This is a genomic window from bacterium, from assembly GCA_018814885.1.
Classification (GTDB): Bacteria; Krumholzibacteriota; Krumholzibacteriia; order LZORAL124-64-63; family LZORAL124-64-63; genus JAHIYU01.
The window spans coordinates 1-13566 of sequence record JAHIYU010000162.1 but is presented as its reverse complement, the minus strand read 5'-3'; the positions used below and the strand labels follow the sequence as shown (position 1 = coordinate 13566).

Genomic DNA, 13566 nt, shown 5'->3' with positions numbered 1-13566 from the left:
GTAGTCCTGCAGACCCCATCCGTGTTAGAGTAAGGACGTGGACATGCTTCGTTTGCCTCCTTGCTGAAGCGTCGTAACTTCATAGGAGACTGGCATGTCCACATTTTTTCAACCCTCAACTACGCAAGAACCGGAAGAGCCTAATTTCAGGACCTATAATCGTCACATCAACACCAGATCCGATTATGGATATCGAGTCATTCCACACGGTTGCATATATATCCTCAGTCCACCCAGGGACAGTTACCACCTCCGTTTCAGTGAACCGACCAGGCCCTATCAGGACAGAGTCTCTAGGCGCTGTCGCATCTAATGCAGGCTGGATAGCTGTAAAATCACCACTACCATCCTTCTCTACACGCCAGATCCGCCCAAACGCCACATCATGAGTAAGCAACAAGACCAATACCAAGGATGTGATAATTCTTAATTGCGCCATCACCGCGATCCTACCTGTTCGCAAGATCGATGAGCCGATCCCACTGATCTAGAACACGCCGCCTTGTTACCCGAGTGGAATCAACCGCCCGTGGCGGGAGAGGTTGAAACGGTCGGCCCTGCCGTTGCGGTCGCCCTGGGGGTTGTAGAGGGCCGGTTTGAGCAGATCGGTGAGGGCGGCCTCGTCCACCCCGGGAACCAGATAGGCTTTCCAGCGCAGGGTCGGCAACGGGTCCCGGCTATCGTCGAGCTCCACGGGGAACTCCAGCTCGCGACAGTCGGGCACGGCCTCGAGGGCTTCGCGGATGTCGCGGCCCTTTTCGCGCAGGCGGCTCGAGGCGTAGTCGAAGGGCGTGACGAAGAGCTGCGCGCGGCCTGCGGGGGCATCCACCTGCGCGGCCACCCGCGGGGCGGCCTCGTCGAGCAGGGCGCGCAGTTCGCCTGCCAGGAGCGGCAGCGGCGGCTCCGGCGCCTCGAGGTCGAGCACCGATTCGTCGTCGCGCCACAGGAAGGTGTAGAGCCGGCCCTGGGTGGTCGGTATCCCGCGACGGGACCGGTCCGCCGTCTCGATCAGGTCGACCTCCGCCGAGCGGCACCAGTTGTCCGCGAAGACCGAGGCCGCGTCCTTGTCCTGCTTCGCGCTGTCTCCCTGCTGCGGCAGGCGGACCTGGACGATGCGCCCGGCGGCGGCGCGGGTGCCCGCCCAGTCGCACGAGTAGGGGGCGGGATCGTCGTAGACGACGTCGCCGCGCTCGAAGCGGCATTTCTCCAGGGGATCGGCGAAGGCCCAGGGCAGGGCCCAGGCGAAGCCGGCGAAGAATTCCAAGGCGACCACCTCGCGGAGCGGATGTCAGGGCTGCAGTTGCTCCAGCCGCACGGTCACCCGCTTGCTGCGGCCGCCGGCCCCGCTGCCGTCCGGGAACAGGCCCTCCTCCAGGACGTCGATGACGCGGCACCGGCAGTCGCGGGGCAGCAGGAATTCGTACTCGTCGGGTCCGTCGCCCGGCTTGGTCAGGGGCGAAGCACGGTTGACCCGTATGGCCAGGATCGCGCCATGGGCCTTGGCCGCGTAGAGAGGCGGCTCGGTGCGTCCGGCGGCGCAGACGAAACCCGTGAGCGCGACCACTCTCCCGCGCGGGAAGCGGCGCGCCAGGAGCGGGGCTCGCAGGACCTCCGCGTCCACGTGCTGCCCGGGCCGCAGACCGGCGAAGAGGGTGAAAGGCTGTTGCTGGTGCGGCGCGTCCCGGATCATCTCCTCGAGCACCTCGCTGGTCTCGCGCACGTCCAGGCTGAGATCCAGCTCATCCAGGGACGGCGGCGGCTGATCCTCGTCGGCCTCGTCAAGAAGCTGCACGGCCGCGACGGGAAGACCGAAGCGTTCCCAGTCGCTGCCCTCGCGCTCGGCCTGCTGCGCCTTGCGCACGAGGTGCGCCCAGGTCTCCGCTCGGCCGATGGAAGCCTCGTCCCGCTCGGCGCGCGAATCCTCGACGTACACGGCGCCGAGTTCCCGGGCGTCCCGTCCGCAGAACGACTGCCCCCACATGGCCACGGCCACGGCGTCCTGATCGCCGCCACCCGCACCGGCCGCCAGGGCCACGTTCTCCACGTACGTCCGGATGGACTCGTGCCCGGTGGCGACCAGCCAGCCGCGGTCGTCACAGGGCGTCACAACATGCCGGGCCGGATTGCCGGGCGGCGCATCCGCCAGGCCGGCGATCAGGCCGGCGGCCTGCGCGATCAAATCGTCGCCGGGATCTGGAATGGTCACGCAGGTGCCATGCTCGAACAGCACCCAGGGACGGCGCTCCGCCGAGTTCAGGCCGCGCCAGCAGTCTATGAGATGGTCCAGGGTCACGATGGTCACCCCCTTGCGCAATACGAGGCTACACCCTCGCGCCGTCCGCGTCAAACATGCGCATGCGGCCGGAACGGTCTTTCTTGCCAGCGGGAGTCCGGGCGCCCGGAATGGCCCCGGACCGCTTCACCACCACGACCGTGGCGTGGCGCGACGTCTTCGTGCTATACCTTCCGCTGGGCGCCCGGCTCGAGGAACGCAAGCTGCTCGCCGTCATCGGCGACGACTACCGTCGTTACCGGCGCGAGGCGCCGTCGCTGATGCCCCGTCGCCTGAGACCATGAAGGAGTCCGACCGCATGTTCCGCGACAGCTATCCCCTCTATCTCGCCAATGCGCCGGTCCAGCCGAACACCGACCTCGCCGTCGTCCACAAGGTGACCGGCAAGATCGTGACGCGCGTCGCGTCGGCCGACGCCGCGACGATCGACCGGGCCATCGCCGCCGCCGCGGCCGCCGCTCCAGCCATGCGCGCGCTGCCGTCGTGGCGGCGCCAGCAGGTCCTGCAGTCGTTCGTCAGGGCCTTGACCGAGCGGCACGAGGACCTGTCCCGCGCGCTCTGCGTGGAGGCGGGCAAGCCCATCCGCGACGCCCGCGTGGAGGTCACACGCGCCATCGACACCTTCCGCATAGCCGCGGAGGAGGCGGTGCGCATACACGGCGAGATCGTGCCGCTGGACATCAGCGAGCGCGCCACCGGTTACGAAGGGCACATCAAGCTCTTCCCGGTGGGGCCCTGCGCCTTCATCACGCCCTTCAACTTCCCCCTGAACCTGGCCGCGCACAAGATGGCGCCGGCCCTGGCCGTGGGCTGCCCCTTCATCCTCAAGCCCGCCAGCAGCACGCCGGTCTCCAGCCTCCTGATGGGCGAGATCCTCGCCGGGCAGGACCTGCCCGCCGGCGCATTCTCGATCCTCCCCTGCCGCGGCGGCGAAGCCGCGCCCCTGGTCGAGGACGAGCGCATCGCCCTGCTGTCGTTCACGGGCAGCCCCGCGGTGGGCTGGGACCTCAAGTCCCGTTGCGGGCGCAAGAAGATCGCCCTCGAGCTGGGCGGCAACGCGGCCTGCATCGTGGACGAGGGCAGCGACCTGGACTACGTGGCGCCGCGGATCGCCCTGGGCGCGTTCTACCAGTCGGGCCAGAGCTGCATCTCCGTGCAGCGCGTGATCGCCCACCGCAGCCTCTACGCGGAGCTGCGCGAACGGCTGGCCGCCGCAGCCGCCGGCCTGCGGACCGGCGATCCCCTGGACGAGGACACCTTCCTGGGCCCGCTGATCACCCGCGACGACGCCGACCGGGTCTCGCGTTGGATCGCAGACGCGGTGGCCGGTGGCGCGACCCTGGTCTGCGGCGGTGAGCAGGACGGTCCCTTCGTCACCGCCACGCTGCTGGAGGACGTGCCGCGCGACGCCGACGTCTACGCGAACGAGGTCTTCGGCCCCGTGGCCACCCTGGAGGCGTTCGACCGTTTCGAGGACGCCGTCGCGCGCGCGAACGACTCGCGCTACGGCCTGCAGGCCGGCGTCTTCACGCGGGACATGGCCAGGGTCCGCTACGCCTTCGCCCACTGCGAGGTCGGCGGCGTGGTGATCGGTGACATACCCAGCATGCGCGTGGACAGCATGCCCTACGGCGGCGTGAAGCATTCCGGCTTCGGCAGGGAGGGCATCCGTTTCGCCATGGAGGAGATGACCGAGCCGCGCCTGATGCTGATCAACGGCGGCTACTTCGAGCTCGGAGGTGATTGACGTGACGAACACGACACGGATCCTGGCTGCGTTGCTCGTCGGTTTGGCGCCCGCGGCCGGGGCGGCCGTCGGGAGCGAGCCGCCCTCGCCTGCGGCGGAGGAGGTGCCCGTCCACATCGAGACCTGCCGCGGCGCCATGGACGAGCTGGGCAAGGCGCTCAAGGCCAGGCTCCTGGCCGCCATGGCCGACGGCGGTCCCGGCGGCGCGCTGTCGGTGTGCAGCGAAGAGGCCGCCGCCATCGCCGATTCCGTCGGCTCCGCGCGGGGGCTGCTCGTGGGGCGCACCAGCCTGCGGACGCGCAACCCGCGCAACGCGCCCGACGACTGGGAACGCGGCATCCTCCTCGACTTCGCGGCGCGCCGCGAACAAGGCGAGAAGATCAGCGATCTGGACGCCTGGACCTTCGAGAGCGACGAGGACGGCCACCGCACCTTCCGCTACATGCGCGCCATCGTGACAGCGCCGCCGTGCCTCGAGTGCCACGGCCACGACCTGGCGCCGGAAGCGGCGGCCGGACTCGCCGAGTTGTATCCGGAGGACACGGCCATCGGCTTCGCGGTCGGCGACATCCGCGGCGCCTTCACCACGAGCCTGCCGCTGCTGGACTGAGAGGCACTGAGAGGTACAGATGGAACGCGAGCGATTCCAGAAGGGGTTCCTGCTGCTGGTGGTGGCCGCGATCTCGCTGCTGTTCGTCAGCATGCTGCGGCCCTTCCTGATGGCCATCCTGCTGGCCGGCATCTTCGCCGGGCTGGCCCATCCCCTCTACCGGCGCCTCCTGCGGCGCCTGCGCGGCCGCAAGACCCTGACATCGCTGCTGACCATGCTCGTCCTCGTGCTGGCCGTGCTCGCGCCGTTGCTGGCCGTCCTGGGCATCGTGGCCGGCCAGGCTCTCCTGGTCAGCGAGGCGGCCCTGCCCTGGGTGGAGCGTCAGCTCGAGCAGCCGGATCGACTGGCCGAGCTGATGGAGTCGCTGCCGTTTCAGGAGCACCTGGCGCCCTATCGCGAGCAGTTGCTGACCAAGGCCGGCCAGGTGGTCGGCTCGGCCGGCGTCTTCCTGTTCGAGAGCCTCTCGGCCGCCACGCGCGGCACCGTGAGCTTCCTCTTCCAGGTCTTCATCCTCGTCTACACCATGTTCTTCTTCCTGAAGGACGGCGAAGCGCTGCTGGACAGGATCCTCTACTACCTGCCCCTGCGCGACGACGACGAGCGGCGCATGCTCGATCGGTTCACCTCGGTGACCCGCGCCACGCTGAAGGGCACCCTGCTGATCGGCATCGCCCAGGGCGCGCTGGCCGGCGCGGCCTTCGCCGTGGCGGGCATCGACGGCGCGGTGTTCTGGGGAACGGTGATGGTCCTGCTGTCGGTGATTCCGGGCATCGGCACCGGACTGGTCTGGCTGCCGGCGGCGGTGATCCTCGTCGCCTCGGACCGGGTGGGCGCCGGCATCGGTCTGGCCCTGTTCTGCGCCCTGGTCGTGGGCAGCGTGGACAACCTGCTCCGCCCCCGGCTGGTCGGACGCGACACCCGCCTGCACGACCTGCTGATCCTGTTCAGCACCCTGGGGGGCATCTTCCTGTTCGGCGTGCTGGGCTTCATCATCGGCCCCATCGTGGCGGCGCTCTTCGTGACGGTCTGGGACATCTTCGGCGTCGCCTTCCGCGACGCGCTGCCGTCGGTCCGTCCCTTCGGGGGCAAGTGACTTTTCCCGCGCCACCGGGAACCCCCTCCCGCGGGACGTGTTTCCTCCCGGTGCGTCGATGATCCCGCGCGGACGCGGCGGCCCAGGTCGGAGGCGCCGGCCCCAACCCCTGACAAGGAGCTTCGTGATGAGAACGTGGAGAACTATCCTGGCTGTGTGGGCCTGTCTGGCCCTGCTTGCCGCCGGCGCGGCCCTCGCCGACGAGAAGAAGACCGTCAAGGTAATCAGCTCCGACGACGACGACCAGAAACAGATGAAGGTCGAGGTCGTCGAGGAGGACGGCAAGGCCCATGTGAAGGTCTGGGAGATCGAGGACGGCAAGGATATCCTGGTCAAGGAGTACGATGCCGGCGCCGGCGACGAGCGCGTGCTCGACATCGACGGCAAGCACATGATCTTCATCGGGGGCGACGACGACGAGGATTGCCGTATCAAGTTCCTAGACGGCGATGTCCTGTTCGACGGCGACCTCGAGGACGCCTACTTCCTGAGTTCCGGCGATCACGACCTGTCCTGGTTCGCAGACGGCGGAACCTACCTGGGCGTGCAGCTCTCCGGCCTCAACGACGACCAGGCAGAGTACTTCGAGGTCGAGGACGGCGAGGGCGCCCTGGTCACCGAGGTCCTGGCGGACTCGCCCGCCGCCGCGGCCGGTTTCCAGATCTACGACGTCATCGTGGAGATCGACGGCGAGAAGATCGCCGAGCCCGACGCGGCCGTCAAGATCGTGCGCGGCCACGAAGAGGGCGACGAGGTGGAGATCGTCGTCAGGCGACGGGGCAAGAACAAGACCCTCAAGGCCACCCTGGACGAGCGCGAAGGCAGTGCGTTCGCCTACGCCTTCGCCGAGGCGCCGCATCGCGCCATCAAGCACCTGCAAGATCTCCCGGAGCATTTCCAGCCCTGGATGCTGCACCGCGAGCGCCTGATGCCCCGCCCGCCGCTCGACCGCAAGGAGCTGGAGAACCTGCGCGCCGACGTCGAGGAGCTACACGCCATGCTGGAGGAAATGAAGGCCAAGCAGAAGTGAACGGCGCGCGTCGTCCGGCAGGTGAACGACGGCAGCCCACGACGAAGACGGCGCCCGCAACGACGGGCGCCGTCTTCGCTTAATGCGCGGCCCGATCATGGTATGCTCGTGCGGGAGGTCTCTTGCGCAAGCTGCTCACACCCTGGCGCTGGCCGCTCAGCGCGGCGGCGGCCCTGCTCCTGCTGTTCCTGCTGGCGGCGGGTGCCGCGCGTCTCTATCCCACTGGCGATCTGTCCCGACTGATGCATCCTGCCGCCTCGCTGCAGCCGCTGATCGTGATGGGCGAGGTGGAGATCGTCGACGAGGCGATGCCGGACGCCGCAGCGGAGCTAGAGCGCCCCGCGCCCGACCCGGCACCCACCCTGCTGCGCGATCTCTGGCACATCCACATCGTGGATCTGGCCGACGGATCGACGCGCCCGGCGCCCGCGGCGCCGTCGCCGCCCCTGCTGCCGCCAGCGGTGGATTACTCGTTCCTGGCCCTGCCCGACACCTCGCTGGCCTCGCGCCTGCTCTGGTCCGCGAGCCTGCTGAACACGATGCGGGAACCCTGGCTCAGGGAGGGGATGTCCGGCAAGCACGCCCGCGAAGCCTCGGAATTCGAGTCGCGCAAGAAGCTGATCTTCAACGAGGAATGGCTGGGGGATGCGGCCCTGCGCTAGTTCGCGTCACAGCTTGCGGAAGGCCATCACACTGCCGCCGGGACGGTCCGCGGCGAAGGGCGCGCCCGCGAAATCCGCGTGGTGGGCGGCCAGCTCGAAGCCGGCCGCTGCGTGCAGGGCGATGCCGTCGGACGACGTCAGGGGATGAAGTACGTCCTCCCCCGCGAACAGGATCTCGTCGCCCCGGCGCAGGCTGGTACGAAACACCGCCGATTCCCTCGTGAGGGTGGCGTATTCGCGCTGGAAGACCAACCCGTCCAGCTCGCGGTCGGGAAAGACGTACGCGTCGCGATCCAGCAGCGGGTCCCAGTTGACCGTCTGCACCAGCCAGGGCGCGCCCGCGGGCAGCTTGCCGCGCAGCGACGTCAGGACCGCGGACAATTCCGCGCGGGACAGGTGGGCCGCCACGTTGCCCAGGCAGAAGGCGCCATCCAGACCGCCGGGCAGATCCGCGACGCCGCGCAGGTCCAGGACGTGGAATTCCGCCTGCGGGTGGCCGGCGCGGGCCGCGGCGATCATCGCTTCGTCCAGGTCCAGGCCCACGGCTTCGTAGCCGGCGTCCGCCAGCTTGGCGCAGTAATGTCCCGGACCGCAACCGGCGTCCAGGATGCGGGCCGGCGCCGGCGGCAGCCACCGTCCCAGATACGACAGCACCTGCTCGCGGAAGGGAAAGACGCGTTCGTAATGGGCCGCGAATTCGGCGTAGAAGGACATCAGCCGTCCCTTTCCTCGAGCAGGTCGATGTAGGCCGCCGCCACCAGATCGTCCGCGCCGACGCCCAGGGCCCTCATCAACGAAAGGGCCTCGGCCTCGCCTTCGGCCGCCGTCTCTCCGTCCCCGAGCACGACTTCGAGTTCCATGTAGACCCCGAGGTCCGACACCTCGTCCAGGTGGATGCGCGTCCGCCCCGCGAGGTAGAGGCGTCGCGTCTTGTGGACCGCGCCCCTGACGCCCAGGGCCCCCGCGAGGGCGGCCTCGAGCCCGTCCGGATCATCGGTGCCCACGACGACGTAGTCGGACGACTTCGGCCCCGCCGCGTCGCCGCGCTCGTAGAAGATGAGCTCGCCGCGACCGGCCGTCTGGCGACGCAGCTTGAGCCGGCCGCGGGAGACGTCGAAGAAGACGTCCCGTTGCAGGAGCGTCTCCGGCTCCGCCCCGGCCAGTTCCCCGGCGCGACGGGCGAAGTCCTCGACGTCGCGCACGCGAGCCTTGATCTCCACATTGCGTTTCATCCGGCGGCCACCTCCGGGCCGGGCGACCGGTCGGCACCACGGTTGAGCGACAGCTGGAAGAGCAACGCGCCAGCCGCATAGGCCGCGGCGTCCAGGGGATCCGCCGTGAACCCGGCGTCGAGCGCGGGGAGCGCGACTTCGAAGACGACGCACACGAACAGCCAGGCCGCCGCGACTTGCGCCGCCGGCAGCACGTAGCGCGCATCCCGTACGCGCAAGCGTCGATGCAGCGCCAGGGCCAGCGAGAGCACCAGCGGCAGGCAGAGCAGGTCGTCCAGCCACGCGTCGGCCCAGGGCCAGGACCGTCCCGTTCCCTGGGCGACCTGGTGCGCCGCGAAGACGAGCGCCAGCGGTATGATCACGCGCCGGCGCAGCGTGGACCGCCGTCTCATATCTTCAGGACCGCCACGACCGCGGCCACCGCGGCCAGGATCATCAGGGTCGATCCCAGGCCTTCTCGCCAGCTCCTGCGCATGCCTGTCTCCGTTTCTCCAGGATTCTCAAGAAAGATCCGGGGCAATCCTGCTGGTCTTGACGATAGGTGGACGCTATGCTCGATCGGACTGTGACACGATACAACAAGGAGGACCGTCTTGCGTCCTGTGATTATCGCGATCCTGCTGCTCGCGCTGTCGTCCGCCGCGCCACGGGCCTGCGCCCAGGCAGGGCTGACCGACCCCCTCTACGCCGACGATCATCTCGCATCGCCCCCCGGCGCGGCCGGAGGCGCTGCCGGGGCTTTCGCCAATCCCGCCGCCTGGGCGGCCGGCGACAGGTCCTCCTCGGCGTTCTGGTGGAGCGACGCCAACCGCCCCGACCACCACCTCGACAACTGGGGCTTCTCGCTGGGACGCACCCTGGGCCTGGCCGTGCGCCACAACACCGTGGGGACGGGATCCGGCCGCCTCGCCGGCGTCACCGACTGGCAGATCGGCCTCGCCGGGGGCGACCGGCGCCACCACTGCGCCGTCGCCTGGCGCTGGTCCTCGGGCGACACGGGAGATGTCCCGCGCGAGAAGGCCCTGGCGGCCGGTCAAATCTACCGGCCGGGGCGTGCCTTCGCCCTGGGACTCTCCGGCGTCGAATCCATGGAATCGAACGCCCGCCATGGTGCGCTGGACCTTGCCCTGCGTCCCTTCGGCGGGCCCTGGCTGACCGTCTTCGGCGACTACGTCCTGCGCGGCGGCGAGAAGTGGGACGGCGGCAGACCGGGCGGCGGCCTGACCGTGCAGCCTGTCGACGGTCTGCGCCTGGGCGTGCGCCTGCGCGAGGACACCGGCGGCGACGACTTCCTCGTCACCTACAGCCTGGGTTTCACCCTCGGCAACCAGAGCATCACCGCCCTGCCGACCCACGACAGTGACGGCGACCGCATCCATACGACGTACCTGCTCGAGACCAACGCCCCGCGCGCGCCCCTGCCCGCCGGCGCGACGCCGCGCCTCTACTCTCCGCCCGCCCGGGTGGTCGCCCTCGACCTGGAGAACCGGCGTCTCACCTACCAGAAATACCGCCTGTTCGACGAGGAGCGCCTGGCCTGGCTCGACCTGGCGAGGGTCCTCGACGCGATCGAGCGCGACGACCAGGTATCCGGCCTGGCCCTTAACCTGGCGGGCTTCTCCGGCCGTCCGTCGCTGATCTGGGAACTGCGCGAGCGGCTCGCCCGCCTGCGCGACGCCGGCAAGGAGGTGCACGTGCACCTCGACCGGCCCGGCATGTTCATCTATGCCCTGGCGAGCGTCGCCGACCGCCTGACCATCGATCCCGAGGGCATGCTCGACTTCCACGGCATCGACCTGAGCCGCACTTACATGCGCGATCTGCTCGACAAGCTCGGCCTCGGATTCACGGCCCTGCAGTACTTCGACCACAAGACCGCCGTGGAGGTTCTCTCGCGCAACGACATGTCCGACGCCGACCGCGAGCAGCGCGGGCGCATCGTCGACCTGGTCTACGCGTGGATGCGCGACGAGACGTGCGCCGGACGCGGCATCGCCCCGGCGGAATTCGACCGCGTGGTGGACGACGAGATCCTGCTATACGCCGACGAGGCCGTCGCGCTGGGCCTGGCCGACGGGGTAGCCCGCTGGCACGAGCTGGACGACTGGCTCCGCGAGGAGCGCGGCGCCGTCCTGGTCGGTCCCGACGCCTCGCTCCTGCGCGTCCATCACGACGAGCGCTGGGGCCGTCCCCCCACCGTGGCAGTCGTCTACGCCGTGGGCGGGTGCGAGATGGATACCGGCATCAAGGGGCGCGCCACCAGCGCGTACCTGCGGAGCCTGATCGACGATCCGGAAGTGGCCGCCGTGGTGCTGCGGGCGGATTCCCCGGGCGGCGATCCGCTGCCCAGCGATCTCGTGGCCGAAGCCGTCGCCCTGCTGCGCGAAGCGGGCAAGCCCGTGATCGTCAGCCAAGGCGACGTGGCCGCCTCCGGCGGCTACTGGATCAGCATGAACGGGACCGAGATCCTGACCACCCCGGTCACCATCACCGGTTCCATCGGCGTGATCGGCGGCTGGGTCTGGGACGCGCGGATGCACGAGAAGGCCGGTCTCAACGCCGACGGCGTGTCGCGGGGCAAGCACGCCGACATCTTCCGTTCGGTGCGCTACCCGCTCGGTTTTTCCGTCCCGTACCGCGAGATGACCGAACAGGAGTACGGCTTCGCCAAGGACCGCATCCTGACCATGTACGACCGCTTCGTGGCGGCGGTGGCCGTCGGCCGCGGCCTGACGGAGGAGCGGGTGCGCGAACTGGGCGGCGGGCGGGTCTGGATGGGCGGCGACGCCCTCGCACACGGTCTGTGCGACGGGATCGGCGGCCTGACAACGGCCATCGACCGCGCGCGCCGGCTGGTCGGTCTCGCCCCCGGCGACGAGATCCTGCTGCGCGAGTATCCGCCGCGGCCATGGCTGGAATGGCCCGCGATGAGCCTGCCCCTGCCCGGTCTGACGATCAGCCTGCCCTCGCCCTGGCCGGCCGGTCTCTCGGCTCCCGAGACCGGGGAAGCTCCGGAATCGCCGGAAATCGGTTTTCTGCGCTCGGTCGCGGCGGCGCGCGGCGCCCCTCGTCTGCTCATCGCGCCGGATCTGCTTCCCGACGCATGGAGGCCCTGAACGCCGCGGCACGCCCGTCCCGCCGCTTGCTTCCCGAGCGGCTTTGATGCATACTGCTCGCCTGTTCGCCGGACAAACGGACCAACCGGAGGGGATCACATGAAGAAGCTGATCATATCGCTGCTGCTCATCGCGTCTCTGGCGGCCACCGGCTGCATGCAGATGGAGATGGCCACGAATCTCGCCAAGGACGGCAGCGGCACCTATGAGTTCGCTATGACCATGTCGACGGAAGTCGAGCAGGCCCTGAACGAGCTGTCCAAGATGGAGGGCGGCATGGGCGACGAGATGGGCGACATGCCCGACTTCGCCGATTTCGACAAGTCGAGCTTCGAGAAGAAGCTGGGCGAGTACGACGTCAAGATGAAGTCGTTCGTCAACGAGGTGAAGGACGGCAAGCGCACCGTCAGGATGGCGCTCGAATTCAAGGATTTCCAGGGCCTGCAGGCCGCCATGGCGCTGGCCATGGGCGAAAACGAGGGCATCGGCATCGAGAAGCTGGACGACGGCAACTACCTGCTCAAATCGATCGATAACCCCATCGCCCTCGGGGAGGAGCAGCAGGAAGCCCCGGACAAGGAACCGAACATGGAGGACATGCAGGCGGCCATGGCGAACGCCGGCAAGTCCATGGAGCTGATGGGCAAGCTCATGGCCCACAGCAGCGAGCTGGCCATGACGATGAAGATCACGCTGCCCAGCGATGTCATCGAGCATAACGCCCCGAAGCTCGAGGGCCGCACCTGCATCTGGGAGATCAACTCCGGGAACATGATGGCGGCGGAGAGCATGGATCCGCACATCGTCTTCTCGGGCAAAGGCGTGAACATCAAGTGACACGATCGGATCATCTGCGAGACCGGGGTCTTCGCGGCCCCGGTCTTTATTTTGTTTAATTATCAAACCTTTGCCGGGTCCGGTACGTCCAAAGACAGACGAACGCCAACCCCCGGAGGTCCACGGCATGCAGGCCGCCCAGGCACGAGAGAAGAGGACGCGACCGCCGCAGCCGGCCCCGGACACGGCACGGCTCGTTCGCCGGGCCCAGGCCGGGGACCGCGACGCGTTCGGCGAACTCTACCGCCTTCACGTCGACAGGGTCTTCGCCCTCTGCCTGCGCCTGACCGCGGATCGCGACACGGCCTCCCTGCTGACACAGGACGCATTCGTCAGGGCCTGGCGGAACATCGCGAGTTTCCGGGGTGAGAGCCGCCTGCTCACCTGGCTGCATCGGGTGGCCGTGAACGTGGTACTGGACCACCGCCGCGACGAGCGGCGCCGGCTGGATCGGCAGATCGATCTGGGGGACGGCGGCGATCCGGAACGCCACGCCGCGGTGCCTCCGTCCCCCGTCGGCACAAGAAGGGACCTCGAGAGGGCCATCGCCGGGCTGCCGGCGGGCGCCCGCACCATCTTCACCCTGCACGAGATCGAGGGGTACCGGATGAGGGAGATCGCGGAGATGGCCGGCGTGGCTGTCGGTACGGTCAAAGCGCAGCTGCACCGCGCCAGGAGACTGCTGCGGGAGGTGTTGACATGAGTGATTGCCGGTACGGGGACGAGCTGCAGGACCTCTTCGACAGGGTCCTGCCTGCCGAACGGGAGTCGGAGGTGGCCGACCATCTGCACCGCTGCGAGGCCTGCACGGCCGCCTGGGACGAGTTGCTGGCCCTGCGTGCCGCGGCGGCGGACCTGCCGGCGGGACTGCCGCCGGACCGCGACCTCTGGCCCGAGATCGCCGTGCGCATCGCCGCGGACGCGGCGACGCCGGCTGCCGAGGACG

General features: G+C 68.9%; 15 protein-coding genes. 10 read left to right on the top strand and 5 right to left on the bottom strand.

Annotated features, from left to right (window positions below; all coding sequences use genetic code 11):
- Window positions 1-505 precede the first annotated feature (505 nt).
- Both KJ554_12320 and KJ554_12315 read right to left on the bottom strand, forming a co-directional pair.
- Window positions 506-1264 (bottom strand): hypothetical protein, encoded by a 759-nt coding sequence (locus tag KJ554_12320; GenBank protein ID MBU0743117.1) that lies wholly within the window; start codon window positions 1262-1264, stop codon window positions 506-508.
- Window positions 1265-1288: 24 nt separating this feature from the next.
- Window positions 1289-2314: a hypothetical protein gene (locus KJ554_12315; GenBank protein ID MBU0743116.1), complete on the bottom strand. Its 1026-nt coding sequence runs from the start codon at window positions 2312-2314 to the stop codon at window positions 1289-1291.
- 89 nt (window positions 2315-2403) lie between these two features.
- Between KJ554_12315 and KJ554_12310 the strand changes: the two genes are divergently transcribed.
- The 6 genes from KJ554_12310 (at window position 2404) to KJ554_12285 (ending at window position 7435) form a co-directional block, all read left to right on the top strand.
- Window positions 2404-2577 carry a hypothetical protein gene (locus KJ554_12310; GenBank protein MBU0743115.1) on the top strand — a complete coding sequence of 58 codons (174 nt, stop codon included), beginning with the start codon at window positions 2404-2406 and terminating at the stop codon, window positions 2575-2577.
- A 14-nt stretch (window positions 2578-2591) separates the two neighbouring features.
- On the top strand, window positions 2592-4040 hold the full coding sequence (locus KJ554_12305; protein ID MBU0743114.1) for an aldehyde dehydrogenase family protein: 1449 nt from the start codon (window positions 2592-2594) through the stop codon (window positions 4038-4040).
- A gap of 1 nt (window position 4041) precedes the next feature.
- Complete coding sequence (locus KJ554_12300) at window positions 4042-4650, top strand: DUF3365 domain-containing protein (GenBank protein ID MBU0743113.1); 609 nt, start codon at window positions 4042-4044, stop codon at window positions 4648-4650.
- Between the two features lie 19 nt (window positions 4651-4669).
- Window positions 4670-5743 carry an AI-2E family transporter gene (locus KJ554_12295; GenBank protein MBU0743112.1) on the top strand — a complete coding sequence of 358 codons (1074 nt, stop codon included), beginning with the start codon at window positions 4670-4672 and terminating at the stop codon, window positions 5741-5743.
- 127 nt (window positions 5744-5870) lie between these two features.
- Entirely contained in the window at window positions 5871-6773 is a 903-nt protein-coding gene (locus tag KJ554_12290; protein ID MBU0743111.1) for a PDZ domain-containing protein, read from the top strand.
- Window positions 6774-6895: 122 nt separating this feature from the next.
- On the top strand, window positions 6896-7435 hold the full coding sequence (locus KJ554_12285) for a hypothetical protein (GenBank protein ID MBU0743110.1): 540 nt from the start codon (window positions 6896-6898) through the stop codon (window positions 7433-7435).
- 6 nt (window positions 7436-7441) lie between these two features.
- On the opposite strand, the gene KJ554_12280 is transcribed toward KJ554_12285, so the two are convergent.
- Genes KJ554_12280 through KJ554_12270 form a run of 3 tightly spaced genes read right to left on the bottom strand, consistent with a single transcriptional unit; the run spans window position 7442 to window position 9059 of the window.
- Window positions 7442-8149, bottom strand: a complete 708-nt coding sequence (locus KJ554_12280; GenBank protein ID MBU0743109.1) for a class I SAM-dependent methyltransferase — start codon at window positions 8147-8149, stop codon at window positions 7442-7444.
- On the bottom strand, window positions 8149-8667 hold the full coding sequence (locus KJ554_12275; protein MBU0743108.1) for a class IV adenylate cyclase: 519 nt from the start codon (window positions 8665-8667) through the stop codon (window positions 8149-8151). The genes KJ554_12280 and KJ554_12275 overlap by 1 nt, the downstream gene beginning before the upstream one ends.
- Window positions 8664-9059, bottom strand: a complete 396-nt coding sequence (locus KJ554_12270; protein MBU0743107.1) for a hypothetical protein — start codon at window positions 9057-9059, stop codon at window positions 8664-8666. The genes KJ554_12275 and KJ554_12270 overlap by 4 nt, the downstream gene beginning before the upstream one ends.
- A 201-nt stretch (window positions 9060-9260) precedes the next feature.
- On the opposite strand from KJ554_12270, the gene KJ554_12265 reads away from it, so the two are divergent.
- The 4 genes from KJ554_12265 to KJ554_12250 form a co-directional block, all read left to right on the top strand.
- The gene (locus tag KJ554_12265) at window positions 9261-11783 is read left to right on the top strand and encodes a S49 family peptidase (GenBank protein ID MBU0743106.1); all 2523 of its coding nucleotides are present in this window, start codon (window positions 9261-9263) and stop codon (window positions 11781-11783) included.
- 99 nt (window positions 11784-11882) lie between these two features.
- Complete coding sequence (locus KJ554_12260; GenBank protein ID MBU0743105.1) at window positions 11883-12620, top strand: hypothetical protein; 738 nt, start codon at window positions 11883-11885, stop codon at window positions 12618-12620.
- A 127-nt stretch (window positions 12621-12747) separates the two neighbouring features.
- Complete coding sequence (locus KJ554_12255) at window positions 12748-13323, top strand: sigma-70 family RNA polymerase sigma factor (GenBank protein ID MBU0743104.1); 576 nt, start codon at window positions 12748-12750, stop codon at window positions 13321-13323.
- Window positions 13320-13566 (top strand): hypothetical protein (locus KJ554_12250; GenBank protein ID MBU0743103.1); only part of this gene is annotated, 247 nt, incomplete at its 3' end. The genes KJ554_12255 and KJ554_12250, both read left to right, overlap by 4 nt.

Excerpts from the sequence above, each read along its gene's own strand:
- KJ554_12270 (MBU0743107.1), bottom strand. The coding sequence starts at position 9,059 with ATGAGACGGCGGTCCACGCTGCGCCGGCGCGTGATCATACCGCTGGCG.
- KJ554_12260 (MBU0743105.1), top strand. The coding sequence starts at position 11,883 with ATGAAGAAGCTGATCATATCGCTGCTGCTCATCGCGTCTCTGGCGGCC.
- KJ554_12305 (MBU0743114.1), top strand. The coding sequence starts at position 2,592 with ATGTTCCGCGACAGCTATCCCCTCTATCTCGCCAATGCGCCGGTCCAG.
- KJ554_12275 (MBU0743108.1), bottom strand. The coding sequence starts at position 8,667 with ATGAAACGCAATGTGGAGATCAAGGCTCGCGTGCGCGACGTCGAGGAC.
- KJ554_12255 (MBU0743104.1), top strand. The coding sequence starts at position 12,748 with ATGCAGGCCGCCCAGGCACGAGAGAAGAGGACGCGACCGCCGCAGCCG.
- KJ554_12310 (MBU0743115.1), top strand. The coding sequence starts at position 2,404 with ATGGCCCCGGACCGCTTCACCACCACGACCGTGGCGTGGCGCGACGTC.
- KJ554_12295 (MBU0743112.1), top strand. The coding sequence starts at position 4,670 with ATGGAACGCGAGCGATTCCAGAAGGGGTTCCTGCTGCTGGTGGTGGCC.
- KJ554_12290 (MBU0743111.1), top strand. The coding sequence starts at position 5,871 with ATGAGAACGTGGAGAACTATCCTGGCTGTGTGGGCCTGTCTGGCCCTG.
- KJ554_12280 (MBU0743109.1), bottom strand. The coding sequence starts at position 8,149 with ATGTCCTTCTACGCCGAATTCGCGGCCCATTACGAACGCGTCTTTCCC.